Origin of the sequence: Sandarakinorhabdus sp., assembly GCF_031430775.1 — a bacterium.
GTDB lineage: Bacteria > Pseudomonadota > Alphaproteobacteria > Sphingomonadales > Sphingomonadaceae > Sandarakinorhabdus.
Genome location: NZ_JANPCD010000118.1, coordinates 21,417 through 39,564, shown reverse-complemented (window position 1 = coordinate 39,564; position 18,148 = coordinate 21,417). Strand labels below are relative to the sequence as shown.

The window sequence follows — 18,148 nt, the reverse complement described above, 5'->3', positions numbered from 1 at the left end:
CGCGCCGCCATGCCCAAACGCACCTCCCCCCAAGACGCTGCGGACATCACCGAGGCCGACGATCTGCAACATGTGGTGCAAGACAAGCGCGAGGGCTGGCGCGCAAACCCCGCCAAAGCCCGCCGCCGCCAACGCCGCTACACCGGCCTGCTGACGCGTGAATTGCTGAAGCAAGGCGGAGTGCTAGAAGAAGAGTAGAGTGGGCCTTTGGCGGGCCGGGTTGCAACAACTGTCCCGCTTGCCGTGTTGCGGAGCGCCGCGCGGCAGGACCAGCCCGCCGCGCGGTGCCCGATCAGAAGCCGGCGCGGACCCCGAAGCGGAAAATACGCCCGAACGGGTTGCCGATGAACGGATCATAGCTGACTTCGAGCCGCGATGCGGGCGGATCGGCGTTGGTGAAATTCTCGATCCCGAATTGCAACTGGGCCTTTACGGAATCGATCGGCAGATCATAGCTGAAGGTGATGTCGTGCTGGGTGAACGAACCCACGGTGGCGCCGAAATTGGTCGGGCCGAACGAGGTGCTGGCGCAATTGGCCAGACCCACACAGCGGTCGTCCTTGACCCCGTCGACATAGCGGACCTGGTAACGCGCATTCAGGCCGGAGATGGCATAGTTGACATAGGCGGTGGCGCGCAGTTTCGAGATCGTGCCCGGATCGCGGAAATAGTTGGTGAAGCCGCGCGCCTTGTAACCGGCCTGCACCAATTGGCCACGGAAGATGAAATTGCCGAACGTGTAGTCAAGCACATAGCTGGCCTGCACGCCGGTCGAGAACCGGCCCGGCCCCAGATCGGTCCTGTAGTCCAGCGCGACGTCGATGCCCCGCGTCTTGACCCTTGGACCGTTCACCCAGTCGGTCCGCACCCGCGAGATATCGAACCCGGTGGTGACGCCCTGGACGCAGCCGCCCTGGAAGGTCACGAGGTCGGCAAACACGTTGCTGCAATTGGCAAAACGCGTGCCGTTGGGCGACACGGCGCCGCTTGCTACTGCCGAGGCGATTGCCTGCACCGGCGTGGTGGTGATGCGATCCTTGAAGTCGAAGCTCCAATAATCGATCGAGGCGGTCAGGCCCGACACGCTGACAACCGCGCCGATATTGTAGGTCAGGGCCCGTTCAGGACCCAAATCGGTGGGGTTGCCGAAAATGTCCTGCGACTTGAAGTTGTTTGCTGCCGCCTGGATGCCGGCAAGCGCCGTCACGAAGTTCGTCGACACCTGTGTGGCCAGCGGTGCCTTGAACGTGGTCCCGACCGAGCCGCGCAGCACCAGCCAGTCGAACGGATTCCACCGCACCGACCCCTTGGGATTGAACGTCGAGCCGATGGGGTTGCCGTAATTTTCGAACCGCGCCGCGCCGGTCACTTCGAGGTTCTCGGTGATCGGCACCTTTACTTCGGCGAACAGTGCATAGACGTTCTGGCTTTGCCGGTCGCGCCGCGAGCCGCCCAGAAAGATGAACGGCCCGACCCCCTCGGTCGGCGTGCCGACGCAGGACAGGTCGCCCTCGCGGAAGCACGGATTGAGGGCAAGGTCGCCGATCGTGTTCAATGGCCGGCTGGTATAAAGATTGCTGCGATATTGCGCGCCAAAGGCATAGCCGATCGCGCCGCCGCCCAGATCGATGTTGGTTTCACCCGAAAACACCAGGTCGGCGACAAACTGCTCTTCGACCTGGCGCGTGCCGACCGGCACCTGGATGAACCTGACAAGGCCGGGCTTGTTTTCGGCTCCTGGCACATACAGCGGGTTGGCAATGCCCAGCGCCGGGTTGCTTGGACCGGCGTTGACGAAGGGGTTGAACCATTGGCAGCCGCCGGCACCGGGCGTGCCGGTCGCGGGGTTGCAGTCCGGACCGCCCAGTCCGTTCAGCGCATTTTGCAGGCGTGAACTGACCATGTCAGGGGCGAACGCCTCCCGCTCCGACCGCCAATAGGTGCCATAGAACTGGACCTGCAATTTATCATTCAGTTCATATTCCAGCCCGCCCGAAAACCGCCATGCCTTGTTGTTGGCGGCGCCGCGCCCCGATCCCTTGACGGGGTCGAGCGGGTTGCCGAGCCAGCCCAGCGGCCGCCAGAACACCGCGGTGATGGCCGCCAGCGGCCGTTCGGGTGTGCTGGGCAACAGGCCGTTCTGGGCCAGGAACGCCGGGACGCCGGGGTTGTTCGGCGATACGGTAAAGGCATTGGCCGAGCCTGATCCGCGTGGGCCCTGCGTGGGCGGGAAGGACGGGGAATAGCCGAGCGAATCGAGGTCGGTCTGGGAATACATGCCCTCGGCATGGAAGTGCAGCCGATCCGACAGGTCGATATCGGCCTGCAGATAGGCCTGATAGCGGTCTTCCTCCTCGATCAGATTGTCGAACGGCACAAAGCTGAACCGGCACAGCGAACCATCCTGGACGCCGCCAACACCAGCGCAGCCTGCCTCTGGCCGCACCGTTGTCGCTGGCACGCCATTTTGCAGATAGGTCGCGGCAAACAGCCCCGGCGTGCCCAGCGCCGACCAGCCCGATGGGTTCTGCTGATAGGTCGTGCGCGTGAATTTGCGCGCGGTGGTGCCCAGTTCCGACCGGTGCTGCCAGCCAAAGCCCGCCAGGATATTGAGCTTGCCGAAGTTGTGACCGGCGAGGACCGATGCCGTCCAATTGCCGTTCGATCCATCGATCAGTTCATAATCGCCTTGGACGACGACACCTTCATAGTCGCGCTGCGTGATGAAGTTGGCCACGCCGGCGATGGCGTCGGACCCATAGGTTGCCGCTGCGCCGTCCTTGAGGATTTCGATCTGCGACAGCGCGAAAAAGGGGATGAGATTGGTATCGGTAAAGCCGTCACCCGGTGCCTGGATCGTGCGCCGGCCGTTGAACAGCACCAGCGTGCGGGTTGGCCCAAGGCCGCGCAAGTTGATCGAGCCATTGCCCTGGAAGCCCTGGCTGGCAGTCGAGAACTGGTTGGAATCACCCAGCACGGCGCCCACCGAGGGCAATTGCTTGATGAATTCCAGCGGCGATGAAATGCCCTGTTTGATGAGCTCGTCGGACTTGAAGACATCCACCGGCACCGCCGCGTCTTCACGGCTGCCCCGGATGAAGCTGCCGGTGACGATGATTTCGGCTGCATCTGCTTCGGTGTCTGCGGTTTGCACCGATTGCGCGCTGGCGGCCGTGGCGCCAAGATATGCTGTGGCCACCAATGCGCCGGCTGCGCAGCTGTGGAAAAGACGCGATTTGCCCATCGTCAGAATCTCCCCGTTTTGCTGCGTGCCTGATCTTTTTTAGCCGGCATATTCAGCTGGGGAGATTGTGATGGGAGAAATATCCACAGGTCAAGCGTGGCCGTGCAGCGAACGCTGGATTCGGCACCTGCCCCTTACGCCCCGGTGACGGGCGCCAGGCGTTTAACCATTGGAATCTTGCAAGAATCAATCCTGGCGGCAGATGCAACAAAGTTGTCACACTGCGCCAGGATTCGACCGAAGCGATGGTCCCGCAAGCCGGGACAGGGAATCAGACCCCCGCGAGTGCCGCCAGCAGCAACAGCGCCACGATGTTGGTGATCTTGATCATCGGATTGACGGCAGGGCCGGCGGTGTCCTTGTACGGGTCGCCGACGGTGTCGCCGGTCACTGCCGCCTGATGCGCCGGTGACCCCTTGCCGCCATAGGCGCCCTGTTCGATGACCTTTTTGGCATTGTCCCACGCGCCGCCGCCCGATGTCATCGAGATGGCGACGAACAGCCCCGAGATGATGACGCCCATCAGCAATGCGCCCAGCGCGGCAAAGCCATTGCCCTGGCCAGCCAGGGCGGTGATGGCGAAATACACCACGATCGGCGCCAGCACCGGCAGCAGCGACGGCACGATCATTTCCTTGATGGCGCCAGCCGTGACCAGACCGACGGTGCGGGCATAGTCGGGCTTTACTTCGCGGGTGGCGATGCCGGGGTTTTCACGGAACTGGGCACGAATGTCCTGCGCCACGGCCTGCGCCGTGCGGCCAACCGCCGTCATCGCCATGCCGCCGAACAGGTTGGGCAGCAAGGCACCGATCAGCAGCCCGACGACGACATAGGGGTTGGACAGCGAGAAATCGACGGTCACAGTGCTGAAGAACTGCGACAGATCCTCGGTGTAGGTCGCGAACAGCACCAGCGCGGCAAGGCCGGCCGAGCCGATGGCATAGCCCTTGGTGACGGCCTTGGTGGTGTTGCCCACGGCATCGAGCGCATCGGTGCGCTGGCGCACTTCGCCATCGAGACCGGCCATTTCGGCAATGCCGCCGGCATTGTCGGTGACAGGCCCATAGGCATCAAGCGCCACGATCATGCCGGCCAGTGCCAGCATGGCAGTGGCGGCAAAGGCGATGCCGATCAGCCCGCCCAGCTTGTAGGTGGCGATGATGCCGCCAACGATCACCAGCGTCGGCAGCGCGGTCGATTCCATCGACACGGCAAGACCCTGGATGACGTTGGTGCCATGGCCCGAATCCGACGCCTTGGCGATCGACTGCACCGGGCGGTACTCGGTGCCAGTGTAATATTCGGTGATCCAGACGATCAGCGCGGTGACCAACAGGCCGACGAGCATGCAGTAGAACAGCTCACGCCCCGTGAAGCCTCCGATGACGCCGGCAACCGTGACGGCACTCCGGCCCTGCGCTGCGACAGTGGCAGCATCAGCGCCGATGACGGCGTTCATGTCGGGGAAGATCGCGGCCGTGGCGAACCAGAGCGCCGGCACCGACAACAGCCCGGTGACGAGCAAGCCCTTGTAGAGCGCGCCCATGATCGAACCGCCGCCGAGGCGGACGAAATAGGTGCCGATGATCGAGGTGATGATGCACACGCCGCATGCGAGCAGCGGCAAGGTCATCAACTTGGCAGCATCGGCGCCGGCAATCAGCAGGGCGACCAGCACCATGGTCGCACCGATGGTCACCACATAGGTTTCGAACAGATCGGCCGCCATGCCAGCGCAATCGCCGACATTGTCACCGACGTTGTCGGCAATGACACCAGGGTTGCGGTCATCATCTTCGTCAAAGCCCAGTTCGTTCTTGCCGACCATGTCGGCGCCGACGTCGGCAGCCTTGGTGAAGATGCCGCCGCCAAGGCGGGCAAAGATCGAGATCAGCGAGGCACCGAACGACAAGGCGACAAGTGCGTTGATGACCTGCCGGTCCGTCGGCGCGAGGCCGGAGGACAGCAGCGCATAGAACAGACCGGCGATGGCGAGCAGCGCAAGGCCGGCAACAAGCATGCCGGTGACGGCGCCCGAGCGGAACGCCATGGTCAAGCCGGCCTGCAAAGACTGGCGCGCAGCCTCGGCGGTGCGGACGTTGGCGCGCACGGAAATGTTCATGCCTATGAAGCCAGTGGCGCCCGAAAGCACGGCACCAAGCACGAAAGCCACGGCGGGGATGACCCCAAGGAACACCGCAACCAGAACCGCAACGATGACGCCGACGATGCCGATGGCCGTGTACTGCTTGTTGAGATAGGCATTGGCGCCGATCTGGATGGCATGCGCGATTTCCTGCATGCGGGCATTGCCCGGCGACGCAGCCAACACCTGACGCGAGGTGACGATGCCGTACGCAACGGCAGCCAGACCGCACAGGATGGCGATCAAAACGATATCCATCTTTTTCCTTCCCTGTTGTGCCGGCTCTCTGTTGACCCCATGATTTGCCCGGAGCCGGTCAATGCGCCGCACCATGGCGAGGCATCCGGCACAAGGCAAGGCGATTGGTGGCATCGCCACGCACATACAGGAGGCGATGGTGACGGAACTCGACAGGCGAATGGTGTTTTTGGGCACGGCGGTGATGGCCGGCGCGGCAAAAGCGGCCGGAATGCCCACCATGCCGCCAGCGCCCGATGACGAAGTCGGCTGGGCGCACATTGCTGCGCTGTATCCGGTCACCCGGGCCATCACCCAGCTTGAAAATGGCTATTGGGGCAACATGGCCAGCCCGGTGCGTGATGCGCACAGGGCCATTCTCGAACGGCTGAACCGCGATTCCAGCTGGTACGCCCGCCGCGCCATGGTCAAGGACCAGGCCATCGTCCGCGACCGCGCCGCCGCCGCCATGGGCGTGCTGCCGGAGGAAATCGGCATGTGCCGCAATGCCGCCGAAGGCCTGTCGGCGCTGATCAGCCAGTTCCGCGACGTGGGTGCCGGTGACCGCATTTTGTATTCCGACACCGATTATGAAGCGATGCAGGGCTGCATGGTGAATCTCGCGCGCAGCCGGGGCGCGCTGGCCATCAAGATCAGCCTGCCGCGCGCGCCCACGCACGAAACCGCCATCGCGGCCTATGAACAGGCCTTTGCTGCCAACCCCGGCCTCAAACTCGTGCTGCTGACGCATATCAGCCACCGCAGCGGCCTGGTGCTGCCAGTGGCCGAGATAGCTGCATTGGCCAAGGCGCGCGGCATCGCGGTCATCGTCGATGCGGCACAAAGCTTTTACCAGCTGCCGTTCGCGATTCCCGAGTTCGGTGCCGATTTCGTCGGCATGAACTTTCACAAATGGGTCGGCGCGCCGCTGGGCGCCGCTGCCATCTGGATCCGCAAGGGCCGCACCGACGCGATTGCGCCATCGCCGGCCGAGCCGGACGCCAGGCCCGACGACACCCAGGCCCGCGTCCATCAGGGCACGGTGGATTATTCGGCGCAGCTGACGATTCCGGCGGCGCTGGATTTTCAGGCTGGCCTGCCGCGCGCCGCCAAGCTGGCGCGGTTGCAGTATCTGCGGAACCGCTGGGTAGAGCCGTTGCGGGGGCTGCCGGGGCTGGAGATTCTGCTGCCCGATGACGCGCGCCTGCACGGTGCCATCACCTCGTTTCGTATCGGTGGGCGCACCAGCACGGCGGACAATATCGCAATCACCGACGCGCTGCTGGACCGGTTCGGCATCATGACCGTGCACCGGGCCGGGCTGGCGGACGGCACCTGTGTGCGGGTGACACCGTCGCTGTTCACGACTCCTGCCGAAGTGGACGGGTTGGTGCCCGCGCTGCGCACGCTGGTGGCGGAACTGGTGCGCTAATGCTCCCAGCCCAGCCGGGCGGGCAAGGCGATCGGCCCGGCCTGGCCGGTCAGATGCAAGCCCATGCCTGCTGACACCGTGCCGATGCGCGTCACCGCAACCTTGCCGGACAGCGCGGCGGCATCGGCATCGAACCCCGGCGGGGCGGTGAACAGGAGCTCATAATCATCACCGCTGGTCGCCAGCCGCAACCGCCCAGCGTCGTCATCGCCGGCAATGCGCCGCGCCGCATCCGATACCGGCATGGCGGCAAGGTCGATTTCGATGGCCACGCCGCTCGCCGCCGCCAGTCGCTGCGCGTCTATGAGCAGTCCGTCGGACACATCCATGCAGGCCGTGGCGCAGCCGGCCAGCACCCGCCCCAAAGCAACGCGCGGCATCGGCAGGCGGTAGCGTTTGAGCAGCGCCGTCTCGGCCTTCAGTGTGCCTTGCGCCATTGCCAGTCCCAGCCCGGCGTCGCCGATGGTGCCCGACACATACAGGCCGTCGCCCGGCCGCGCCCCGTCCCGGCCCGTCGCCGCGCCCGGCAGCAGCGTCCCGATCGCCGTCAGGCCGATGACTGCGCGGTCCAGCCCCGTCACCGTGTCGCCGCCCCATAGCGCCACGCCGAAATGCACCAGCGCCCGGCCCAGCCCAGCGGCAAAATCCGCACGCCACGCCTCGTCCTGCGCCGCCGAAAGCCCCAGACCCATCAGCACGCCGACCGGCTGCGCGGCCATCGCGGCCAGATCGGACAGGTTCACCGCCAGCAGTTTCCAGGCGATGTCGCCGGGGGGATCCTGCCCAAGAAAATGCACGCCGGCGGCCAGCACGTCATGCGTGAACACCAGATCGCGGCCCAATGGCGGTGTCCAGACGGCTGCATCGTCGGTCAAGCCGCGCGCGACCGGGTCGGAGGCAAGGGGGGCCAGAACATCGGCGATGAAGCCGCGTTCAAAGCCCCGAGCACCCGCCATTCAGCCGCGCACCTTGCGCGCCACGGCGTCGAGCAGGCCATTGGCGAAGCGCGCTTCCTTTTCCGCGTGAAAGGCATGGGCGACATCGACATATTCATTGATGACGGTCGCGGCCGGCACATCGGCGCGGGCGACAAGTTCGTAACAGGCCGCGCGCAGGATCGCCCGCATCGGCCGATCGAGCCGGTCCAGCGCCCAGCCAGCGGCCAGCGCGCCCGAAATGAGCGCATCGAGTTCATCCTGGCGCGCGGCAACGCCGGTCACCAGATCATCGAAGAACGGCTGGTCGGCATCGGCATAATCGGCGCCCTCGATTTCCTGACCCAGCCGGTGACGGTGGAATTCGGTCAGCAGCTTGGGCACGGCATCGCCGCCCATTTCGCGCTGGTACAGCGCCTGCACGGCAGCGAGGCGCGCGGCCGAACGGGCCTGGTTCGATTGGGGGCGGTCGGGGCTGTTCACGGGCGCGGCTTAGCGGTGGCAGCGGCAATTGTCACGGCCTGACTGGCCGCAACCGCTGCGTCCGCAATTCATCCCGGACATATGCACAGACTTGCCCCGATGCTTTTTCGCTGGTCCGGCTTGCCCCGGCGGCGCGCCCGCGCGATGACAGCGCGATGGCTTCCAATCCCTCCTTGCGCGTCATCGAAACGCCCGCCGTGCCCTTTGTCCTGCCGCAGAACATCGAAGCCGAAGCCGCGTTGCTCGGCGCGCTGATGATCGACAACCGGCTGGTCGAGGATGTGATGATGCGGCTCGGCCCGCAGCATTTCTCGCAGGACCTGCATGGCCGCATCTATGAAGCGATATTGAAACTGTCGGACCGGCGCATGGCGGCGACGCCAGTGACACTGAAACCGATGTTCGACGCCGATCCCGCCATGCTCGAATTGGGCGGCCCGGCCTATCTGGCGACGCTGACGCAAAACAGCGCGGCGTTGCTGGCGGCGCGCGATTTTGCCCAGCAGATCTATGACCTGGCGCTGCTGCGCGAGTTGATCAAGGTCGGCCGCGACATGGCCAGCAACGCGGCCGACACCAGCGAAGATGTCTCGCCGCTGACCCAGATCGAGACGGCCGAAATGGCGCTGTATAAAGTGGCCGAGGCCGGCGAAGTGTCAGGCAGTGTCAAAACCTTTGGCCAAGCGACGCGCGAGGCCATCGACATGGCCGACCGCGCCATGAAATCGGGCGGGCATTTGTCGGGATACACCACCGGCCTGACCGCGCTGAACGAAAAGATCGGCGGCTTGCACAAATCCGATCTCATCATCCTTGCCGGGCGCCCGGCGATGGGCAAGACCGCGCTGGCGACCAACATCGCCTTTGCCTGCGCCATGCGCCATGTCCAGGACGTGGCACGCGGCGTCGATCCCGAAAAAACCAGCGGCGCGCCGGTGGCGTTTTTCAGCCTGGAAATGTCGTCGGACCAGCTCGCCACCCGTGTGCTGGCGGAACAGTCCAATGTCAGTTCCGAGGCGCTGCGCATGGGCAAGATCAGCCATGACGAATTCCAGCGCCTGGCCCGCGCCGCCGGCGATCTGTCGGGGCTGCCGCTGTTCATCGACGACACGCCGGGCATTTCCATCGCCGCGCTGCGTACCCGCGCGCGCCGGCTGAAGCGTCAGCACAAGATTGGCCTCATCGTGGTCGATTACCTGCAATTGCTGACGGGCAGCCGCGCCGGCGGATCTGAAAACCGCGTGCAGGAAATTTCGGAAATCACTCGGGGTCTCAAGACCTTGGCCAAGGAATTGCAGGTGCCGGTGCTGGCGCTTTCGCAGCTCAGCCGTGCTGTCGAAGCACGCGAGGACAAGCGGCCGCAATTGTCGACTTGCGCGAATCCGGCACCATCGAGCAGGATTCCGATATCGTCATGTTCGTGTATCGCGAGGAATATTATCACTCGCTGAAACAGCCCGACCCGGAGGAAGCCGACAAGCATCTGAAATGGCGCGAAAAGGCCGAAAAGGTCTTTGGCCTGGCAGAACTGATCATCGCCAAGCAGCGCCATGGCTCGACCGGAACGGTGGCGCTGACCTTCCACAAGACCATCACCAAGTTCGTCGACCGCGCCGAAGGCGAGTATATGCCGGAACGCGACCGGGAGTGATCACGCACTGCGGCGCTTGACTCGGGCCGCGACGCGCACTGCGGCGCTTGACTCATGACGCGCCGCGCACCAGCGTCAGGCACATGGATTTCCCCCTGGATCCCGAACGCCTGTTTTCGCTGGCCAGCGCCTTTGTGCTGCCGGGCTGGCTACTGCTGGTGCTGGCGCCGCTCAACCGCCGGCTGTGCGTGCTGCTGGCGCGGCTGGTCGCAGCCACGCTGGCCGGACTGTATGTCAGTTTGCTGGTGGCCGGGCTGGCCGGCGAAGGACCGCCCGCAGGTGCCGGGTTCTCCACGCTCGAAGGCGTGCGGCTGCTGCTCTCAAGCCCGCAGGCGCTGCTCGCAGGCTGGGTGCATTACCTGGTGTTCGACCTGTTCGTCGGCACCTGGGAGACGGAGAATGCCGATGCGGCGCGGGTGCCGCATCTGGCGCTGCTGCCATGCCTGGCGCTGACGTTCGTGGCCGGGCCGACGGGGCTGTTGCTCTATCTCGTCATCCGCGCCGGCTGGGGGCGCCAGATTCCATGATTCTGGACGATCAGCCCGTTCGCTCGCCGTGCATCAATGTCTGCAACATCGACGCCCGCAGCGGCTGGTGCGAAGGCTGCCGCCGCACCATCGACGAAATCATGCACTGGCCGCTGGCCACCGAGGCCGAGCGCCGCGCCATTATCGGCGTGCTGCCGTCGCGGCAAATCCGCAAGCGGCTGCGCCTGCCATGGTGATGCTGACGCTGTCGGTGCTCGACCAGACGCCGATCGCTGTGGGCATGACGCCGGCGCAGGCGCTCGCCAATTCGCTCGATCTTGCCCGCCACTGCGAAGCGCTTGGCTATCACCGCTACTGGCTTGCCGAACATCATGCCTCGCCGGCGCTGGCTGGCAGCGCGCCTGAAATCCTCATCGCAGCGGTGGCGGCCGCCACACGGACCATGCGGATCGGGTCGGGCGGGGTCATGCTGCCGCATTATTCGCCCCTGAAAGTCGCCGAACAGTTCAGCCAGCTAGCCGGGCTGTATCCCGGCCGCATCGATCTGGGGCTGGGCCGGGCGCCGGGCAGTGACCAGCGCACCGCCATCGCGTTGCAGCAGGACCGGCGCCAGCACGCCCCCAATGTGTTTCCCCAGCAGCTGGCCGAATTGCTGGGCTATCTCGAAAACACACTGCCCGCCGGGCATCCGTTTGCGGCCCTTTCCGCCACTTTGCCCGGCCTGCCGCACGCGCCCGAACCATGGGTGCTGGGGTCGTCGCCCGATTCCGCCACCGTCGCTTGCGACCTTGGCCTGCCATATTGCTTTGCCGATTTCATCAGTGCGCGCGGCGGCGACATTGCTGCGGCCTATCGCAGCCAGTTTCAGCCGCGCCGTGCCGGCGATGCACCGCAGGTCATGGCGGCAATCTGGACGGTATGTGCCGAAACCGATGCGGCAGCCGAGCGGCTGGCGGCGCCGGCACGCATGATGTTCGCGCATCTGATGACGGGCCAGTCCATCGCAGTGCCCGATCCGGACACGGCCATTGCCTGGCTCGCCGACAGGCCGGAACTGGAACGGCTGCGGGCGGGCCGCCGCGTTGTCGCCGGCAGCCCGGAGACGGTGCGCGCCGGGCTGACGCAGGCGGCGGCCGAATACGGGGCAGGCGAAATCATGCTGGTCAACATCTTGCACGGCCATGACGACCGGCGCCGCAGCTATGCGCTGGCCATGGAGGCAATGTCCGGTTTGGCTGCTGCGGCTTGACGGGCAGCACGGAGCGCGGCCAAGAGACGCGCGGGCCATGGAGTATCGGATTTGCCAAAACGCGTTCTTGCCATCGCGTCGGGGGGTGGCCATTTCGTCCAGTTGCTACGCCTGCGCGCCGCTTGGGCCGGCCATGACGTCAGCTATGCCACCGTCGATCCCAGCGTGGCGGTCGATGTCGAAGGCGCGGCATTCCACACCTTCCGCGATGTGTCGCGCGCCGATTGGTGGCGCATCCCGCTGACGGCGTTCGATCTGGCGCGCATCCTGCTCAAGGTCCGCCCGCATGTCATCATCACCACTGGCGCACTGCCGCCGCTGATCGCCTGCCTGCTGGCCCGGCCCTTTGGTGTCAAATCGTTGTGGGTGGACAGCATCGCCAATTCCGAAGTGCTGTCAGGATCGGGCGCGCAGGCCGGGCGCATCGTCACCCAGGTGGTGACACAATGGCCGCATCTGGCATCTGGCCCCGTCGAACATTGGGGCAGCGTGCTGTGAACGGCGTTTTCGTCTCGGTCGGATCGATGATGCCGTTCGACCGGCTGTGCCGCGCCATGGATGATTGGGCGGCGGCCAACCCCGACATGCCGGTGGAAATCCAGATCGGGCGCGGCAGTTATGAACCGCGCCATGCGACATTCGTGCGCAAGCTGCCGCTGTCCGAATATCGCGCCCACGTGGCCGGCGCCAGGCTGTTCGTCGCGCATTGCGGCATGGGGTCGATCATTTCGGCCATCGAGGCCGGCAAGCCCATCCTGATGCTGCCGCGCCTCAAAAGCCATGGCGAGCACAACACCGACCACCAATTGGCCACGGCCCGCCACATCGGCACGCGGCCGGGCCTGTTCGTGGCGGACAGTGCCGATGATCTGATGGCCCGCGTGTCGGCCCTGCTCGCCGATGTCGCAGCGCCGCCGGCACCAATTTCCGCGTCTGCCGATCCGGCCTTCACGGATCGCATCCGGGCCTTTATCGACGCCGCATGATCCCGATCGTTGCCGGCGGTGCGCCGGGCCATTTCCGCCTTTCCCTGACCAAGGACCTGTGTGTCGGGCGAATCGGCGACCTGTTCATGTTCGGCGGCGTCGGCCTTGCCAGCGCCCTGGCTGCCGTCGAGGCTGCCACCGGACGCACAACCATCTGGGCGGCGGCGCAGTATCTGTCCTATGCCCGGCCGGGGTCGGTGCTCGACCTGCATGTCACCGTGCCGGTAACCGGCAAATACAACAGCCAGGCGCGCGTCATCACCCGGCTTGGCGACCAGGAAATCATCACGGTCAATGCGGCGCTGGGCTCGCGGCCGGATTCGCCGGCGGCGCAATGGTCGGTGATGCCCGATGTGCCGCCGCCAGCCGATTGCCCGGAAATGCTGCTGCGCTGGGCGCGCGATCCGGACGACCTCAACAGCCTTTTCGAACGGCGCGTGGCGCATGGCAGTTTCGGCAATGACCGCGGCACCGCCGGGCCCAGCCCGGACGGCATCGGGCAGCTATGGGTCCGCCACCGCGACCCCGGCGTGCCCATCGACCGGCAATTGCTGGCGGTGATGGCGGATTTCCTGCCGTCGGGCGTCGGCAATGCGCTGGGGGCCAACGCCGGCGGCAACAGCCTCGACAACACCATCCGCTTTGTCCGTATCGTGCCCACCGATTGGGTGCTGGCCGATATCCGCATCCATGCCACATTCGATGGTTTCGCCCATGGCCGGCTGCATCTGTTCGCGCAGGACGGCACGCTGATGGCCACCGCCAGCCAGAGCCTGATCGTGCGCATGCACTGACGGATTTGCGCAGGTGACAGGCGCGCCGCGATGGGCGTAGCCTTAAGGCATGATGACACGCACCCTGCCGCTTTTCCTGCTGCTTGCAGCGCCGGCGCTTGCGGCTCCGCCGCCAACCAAAAACGCGGCGGCTCCGCCGTTGGCCAGCCCAGCCGTCAAGGCCGACAACGCCGCATTGTCGGCGACGCTGAACTGGGGCGACACTCAGGATTTCGACTTTGCCGCGCGCGGTTTTGTCGGCACGCTTGCCGACCCGCTGATCCGCGACGCCGCCGGCACGGTGGTGCGCGACCTGTCCGAAGACGCACAGTTCAACGGCCCGGCGCCGGACACAGTCAACCCCAGCCTGTGGCGCAATGCGACGCTGCTGGCGCGGCACGGCCTGTTCAAGGTACGCGATGGCATCTGGCAGGTGCGCGGATTCGACCTGTCAAACATGACGGTGATTGCCGGCACCACCGGCTGGATCATCATCGACCCGTTGACCACCGCCGAAGCGGCGCGCGCCGCAATGCAGCTTGTCACCGAAAAACTTGGCCGGCGCCCGGTGATGGCCGTGATCTACACCCATAGCCACGCCGATCATTTCGGCGGCGCGCCGGGCGTTGTGAGTGCAGCAGACGTGGCCAGCGGCAAGGTGCGCGTCATCGCGCCCGAGGGTTTCATGGACCATGCGGTGTCGGAAAATGTCATCGCCGGGCCAGCCATGCTCCGCCGCGCCACCTATATGTTCGGCGCGCTGCTGCCGCGCGGGCCGTTGGGGCATGTGTCGGCAGGGCTTGGCCCGGCACGCACCGCCGGCCAGATCGGCCTGTTGCCGCCGAACGACAGCATCACCGCGACGGGCGACACGCGCACTATCGATGGCGTGCGCATGGTGTTCCAGTTGACGCCAAACACCGAGGCGCCGGCGGAAATGAACCTGTTCCTGCCCGACATGAACGCGCTTTGCATGGCCGAAAACGCCAATGGCGCCATGCATAACCTGCTGACCCCGCGCGGCGCGCTGGTGCGCGATGCCAAGGGCTGGGCCGAGTATTTGTTGCAGGCGCGGCGGCTGTATGGCGGGCAGACGGATGTGGTGTTCACCTCGCATTTCTGGCCGCGCTGGGGCCGGGGCGAAGTGTCAGACTATTTGTTCAAGCACGCGCAGGCCTATACGTTCGTGCACAACGAAAGCGTGCGGATGATGAACCAGGGCATGAATGCCGTGGAGATCGGCGAGGCCATTCGCTTGCCGCAGCCCTTGGCCCGCGCCTGGTTCAACCGGCCCAATTACGGCAGCCTGAAATTCAACGCGCGCGCAGTCTATCAGCGTTATCTGGGCGCATTCGACGGTGATCCGGTCATGCTCGATCCGCTGCCGCGCGGCGATGCGGCGGTGCGATATGTGGCTGCGATGGGCGGCGGCAAGAAAGTGCTGCGGCTGGCGCGCGCTGCTGCCGCCAAGGGTGATGACCGTTGGGCCGTGACCTTGCTGGGGCATCTGGTGCGGTCGCAGCCGGACAATGCGGCCGCCAAGGCGCAATTGGCACAGGGGCTGGAGCAACTGGCGTTTCGTGCCGAAGCCGCACCGTGGCGGGATTTTTACCTGAGCGGCGCGCTTGAATTGCGCTCAGGCGTCAAGCCGGGCGTTGGCGGCAGCAGCGCGGGCGGCATCGCCGCCAACCTCACCGTATCCAACCTGCTCGATTCGATGAGCGTGCGTGTCCTGCCCGAAAAGGCACTGGCGCCGATGACCATCGCTTTCGTCATTCCCGACGTGAACGAGCGCCATCTCGTGACCATAGGCAATGGCGTGATGTTGCACGAACTCGGTGTCAGCGATGCAGCGAATGCGACGATGACCCTGCCGCGCCGCGCGCTGCTGGGGATGATCGGCGGCCAGGTCAAGGCCATCGACCTCATCACGGCAGGCACGCTCAAGATCGAAGGCGATATCGCCGTGCTTCAGCGGTTCATGACGCTGTTCCAGCCGCCAAAGGCCGATTTCCCGCTGGTGACGCCGTGAAGGGGGCGGGCCGGACAGCCCGCCCCGCAGCTTACATCGTCAGGGCTTCATAGCGCGCCAGATGATGGTCGGCGCTGCCGAACTGGTTTTCCAACAGGGTCGCCCGCTTGAAGAAATGGCCGACGGCCAGTTCCTGGGTGATGCCGATGCCGCCATGGATCTGGACGGCGTTCTGGCCGACGAAACGCGCGCCCTTGCTGACCTTGGCCTTGGCCATGGACACCGCAGCAGCACGTTCGGCAGTATCGAGTTTCAGCGTCGCCATCAGCGTGATCGACACCGACTGTTCGACTTCCATGAACATGTCCACCAACCGGTGCTGGATGACCTGGAAATCGCCGATGGCCTTGCCGAACTGCTTGCGCTGCTTGGCATAGTCCAGCGTGGTGGCGTGCATGACGCGCAACACGCCGCAGGCCTCGGCACAGGCGGCAGCCGTGGCTTCGTCCACGACCTGGTCGACGATCGCGAGGCCGGCATCGGCAGCGCCGAGCACATGGTCGGCGCCGATGGCGACATTCTCGAAATACACTTCCGACGCGCTGCTGCCATGGACGGTCAGATAGTCGCGGCGGGTGATGCCGGGCAGATCGGCCGGGATGAGCAGCAACGTCACGCCGCCGGCATCGCGCTGGCCGCCGCTGCTGCGTGCCGTGACGAGCAGGTGCGTGGCATGGGCCGCGCCCTCGACCACGGCCTTCTGGCCATTCAGCACGCCGCCCTTGAGCGTTGTCGTCAGGTCATGCAGCGCCCAGCGGCTCTGGGGTTCATAGGCGGCAAGCGCGATGCGCGTCGTGCCGGCGATGATGCCGGGGATATGGGCATCGGCCACTGCGCCGCCGACCGCCTTGAGCGCGCCGCCGCCGATGACGACCGTGGACAGATAGGGTTCGAGCACGATGGCGCGGCCCATTTCTTCCATGACAATCATGTTCTCGACGGCGCCGCCGCCAAGACCGCCATGGTCCTCGCTGAAAGGTGCGCCCAGAATGCCGAGTTCTTCGGCAAAGGCCTGCCACACGGCCGGATTCCAGCCCTTGCCGGTGGCAACGGCCTTCTGGCGCGTGTCGAAATTGTACGTGTCAGCCAGGTAGCGCGAAAGCGTGTCGCGCAGCATGGTCTGCACTTCGGTGTAGTTGAAATCCATCGTCCGTCCCCAATTCAGGCGCATGGCCCCGGCGCCAGCCCGAAAGCCGGCGCCGGTGCCATGATTATCGTGTCAAAGACCCAGCACCATCTTTGCGATGATGTTGCGCTGGATTTCGTTGGACCCGCCATAGATGCTGGTCTTGCGCATGTTGAAATACACCGGTGCCGTGCGGCGCGCGCTTTCCGGGCCGACGGCAAAGGCATTGTCGCCCTCGCCGAAGCTGCGGAAATAGGGCGCGCCATAGACACCGGCGGCCTCAAGCGCGAGTTCCGTCAGCCGCTGCTGGATTTCGGTGCCCTTGATCTTGAGCAAGGACGATTCCGGACCCGGACCCTTGCCGGAGCTTTCGCCGGCCAGCGTGCGCAGTTCGGTATATTCCAGCGCCGCCAGATCAACCTCAAGCTCGGAAATCTTGCGCTTGAAGAACGGGTTGGCCATCAGTGCGGTTTCGCCATCGGCAGTGGCGCGGGCGACATCCTTGATACGCTCGACGCCGCGTTTGGAGGCGGCGACGCCGGCGATGCCGGTGCGTTCATGCGCAAGCAGGAACTTGGCGCAGGTCCAGCCCTTGTTTTCCTCGAAGATACGCTGATCGACGGGGACGATGACGTCTTCCAGCCAGACTTCGTTGACTTCATGCTCGCCGCCCAGCGTGATGATCGGGCGCACGGTGATACCGGGCGACTTCATGTCGATGAGCAGGAACGAGATGCCTTCCTGCGCCTTGACGGTCGTGTCGGTGCGGACGAGGAAAAAGCCCCAATCGGCGTGCTGCGCCATGGTCGTCCACGTCTTCTGGCCGTTGACGCGGTAATATTCCTTGCCGTCATCGCCGGTGAAACGCTCGGCGCGGGTGCGCAGCGAGGCCAGATCCGAACCCGAACCCGGCTCCGAATAGCCCTGGCACCACCAATCCTCGCCGGACAGGATGCGCGGCAGGAAGCGCGATTTCTGCTCGGGCGTGCCAAAGGTGTAGATGACCGGGCCGACCATCGACAGGCCGAACGGCATCAGGCGCACGCAATCGGCACGGGCGGTTTCTTCGGACCAGATGTAACGCTGCACGGGGGTCCAGCCGGTGCCGCCATAGGCAACGGGCCATGCGGGCACGATCCAGCCCTTGGCGTGGAGCACCTTGTGCCAGGACAGGAAATCTTCCTTGGCCATTTCCTCGCCCTCATGAATCTTTTCGTTCAGATAGGCCGGATAATGATCGTTGATGAACGTGCGCACTTCGTCACGAAAGGCAACATCTTCGGGGCTGAAATTCAGATCCATGCGACTCTCCCTGCAATGGTTGACGTTTACGTAAACCGGATTGTGCGCCCTCGCAAGCCGG

At 65.1% G+C, this 18,148-nt stretch carries 15 protein-coding genes and 1 pseudogene; 10 read left to right on the top strand and 6 right to left on the bottom strand.

Going from position 1 to position 18,148, the window contains the following annotated elements; translation table 11 throughout:
• Window positions 1-9 precede the first annotated feature (9 nt).
• Complete coding sequence (locus RMQ73_RS07345; RefSeq protein ID WP_310497440.1) at window positions 10-198, top strand: hypothetical protein; 189 nt, start codon at window positions 10-12, stop codon at window positions 196-198.
• Between the two features lie 94 nt (window positions 199-292).
• Here RMQ73_RS07345 and RMQ73_RS07340 read toward each other — a convergent pair whose 3' ends face one another.
• Window positions 293-3,199: a TonB-dependent receptor domain-containing protein gene (locus tag RMQ73_RS07340; RefSeq protein ID WP_310497439.1), complete on the bottom strand. Its 2,907-nt coding sequence runs from the start codon at window positions 3,197-3,199 to the stop codon at window positions 293-295.
• Window positions 3,200-3,515: 316 nt separating this feature from the next.
• Window positions 3,516-5,651, bottom strand: coding sequence for a sodium-translocating pyrophosphatase (locus RMQ73_RS07335; protein ID WP_310497437.1), 2,136 nt, complete (start codon window positions 5,649-5,651; stop codon window positions 3,516-3,518).
• Between the two features lie 61 nt (window positions 5,652-5,712).
• On the opposite strand from RMQ73_RS07335, the gene RMQ73_RS07330 reads away from it, so the two are divergent.
• Window positions 5,713-7,062, top strand: coding sequence for an aminotransferase class V-fold PLP-dependent enzyme (locus RMQ73_RS07330; RefSeq protein ID WP_310497435.1), 1,350 nt, complete (start codon window positions 5,713-5,715; stop codon window positions 7,060-7,062).
• Here RMQ73_RS07330 and thiL read toward each other — a convergent pair.
• Together thiL and nusB are read right to left on the bottom strand one after the other, a co-directional pair.
• A complete protein-coding gene (gene thiL / locus RMQ73_RS07325) occupies window positions 7,059-8,018 on the bottom strand; it encodes a thiamine-phosphate kinase (RefSeq protein WP_310497434.1) in 960 nt (319 codons plus the stop codon). The two genes, RMQ73_RS07330 and thiL, sit on opposite strands and share 4 nt — an antisense overlap.
• Complete coding sequence (nusB, locus tag RMQ73_RS07320; RefSeq protein ID WP_310497433.1) at window positions 8,019-8,480, bottom strand: transcription antitermination factor NusB; 462 nt, start codon at window positions 8,478-8,480, stop codon at window positions 8,019-8,021.
• Between the two features lie 155 nt (window positions 8,481-8,635).
• On the opposite strand from nusB, the pseudogene RMQ73_RS07315 reads away from it, so the two are divergent.
• The 8 genes and pseudogenes from RMQ73_RS07315 to RMQ73_RS07280 all read left to right on the top strand — a co-directional run bounded on the left by RMQ73_RS07315 (window position 8,636) and on the right by RMQ73_RS07280 (window position 15,659).
• Window positions 8,636-10,131, top strand: a pseudogene (locus tag RMQ73_RS07315) (replicative DNA helicase).
• 83 nt (window positions 10,132-10,214) lie between these two features.
• The gene (locus RMQ73_RS07310; protein WP_310497432.1) at window positions 10,215-10,658 is read left to right on the top strand and encodes an ABA4-like family protein; all 444 of its coding nucleotides are present in this window, start codon (window positions 10,215-10,217) and stop codon (window positions 10,656-10,658) included.
• Window positions 10,655-10,855 (top strand): DUF1289 domain-containing protein, encoded by a 201-nt coding sequence (locus RMQ73_RS07305; protein WP_310497431.1) that lies wholly within the window; start codon window positions 10,655-10,657, stop codon window positions 10,853-10,855. The genes RMQ73_RS07310 and RMQ73_RS07305 overlap by 4 nt, the downstream gene beginning before the upstream one ends.
• On the top strand, window positions 10,849-11,868 hold the full coding sequence (locus RMQ73_RS07300; protein WP_310497430.1) for an LLM class flavin-dependent oxidoreductase: 1,020 nt from the start codon (window positions 10,849-10,851) through the stop codon (window positions 11,866-11,868). The genes RMQ73_RS07305 and RMQ73_RS07300 overlap by 7 nt, the downstream gene beginning before the upstream one ends.
• Before the next feature lie 51 nt (window positions 11,869-11,919).
• A complete protein-coding gene (locus RMQ73_RS07295) occupies window positions 11,920-12,366 on the top strand; it encodes a UDP-N-acetylglucosamine--LPS N-acetylglucosamine transferase (protein ID WP_310497429.1) in 447 nt (148 codons plus the stop codon).
• Entirely contained in the window at window positions 12,363-12,854 is a 492-nt protein-coding gene (locus RMQ73_RS07290; protein WP_310497428.1) for a glycosyltransferase, read from the top strand. The genes RMQ73_RS07295 and RMQ73_RS07290 overlap by 4 nt, the downstream gene beginning before the upstream one ends.
• Window positions 12,851-13,648: an acyl-CoA thioesterase domain-containing protein gene (locus RMQ73_RS07285; protein WP_310497427.1), complete on the top strand. Its 798-nt coding sequence runs from the start codon at window positions 12,851-12,853 to the stop codon at window positions 13,646-13,648. The genes RMQ73_RS07290 and RMQ73_RS07285 overlap by 4 nt, the downstream gene beginning before the upstream one ends.
• Window positions 13,649-13,697: 49 nt before the next feature.
• Window positions 13,698-15,659 (top strand): alkyl sulfatase dimerization domain-containing protein, encoded by a 1,962-nt coding sequence (locus RMQ73_RS07280; protein WP_310497426.1) that lies wholly within the window; start codon window positions 13,698-13,700, stop codon window positions 15,657-15,659.
• Window positions 15,660-15,690: 31 nt separating this feature from the next.
• On the opposite strand, the gene RMQ73_RS07275 is transcribed toward RMQ73_RS07280, so the two are convergent.
• Together RMQ73_RS07275 and RMQ73_RS07270 are read right to left on the bottom strand one after the other, a co-directional pair.
• Window positions 15,691-16,830, bottom strand: a complete 1,140-nt coding sequence (locus tag RMQ73_RS07275; RefSeq protein WP_310497425.1) for an acyl-CoA dehydrogenase — start codon at window positions 16,828-16,830, stop codon at window positions 15,691-15,693.
• A gap of 48 nt (window positions 16,831-16,878) precedes the next feature.
• On the bottom strand, window positions 16,879-18,087 hold the full coding sequence (locus tag RMQ73_RS07270; protein ID WP_310497424.1) for an acyl-CoA dehydrogenase family protein: 1,209 nt from the start codon (window positions 18,085-18,087) through the stop codon (window positions 16,879-16,881).
• Between the last annotated feature and the right edge of the window lie 61 nt (window positions 18,088-18,148).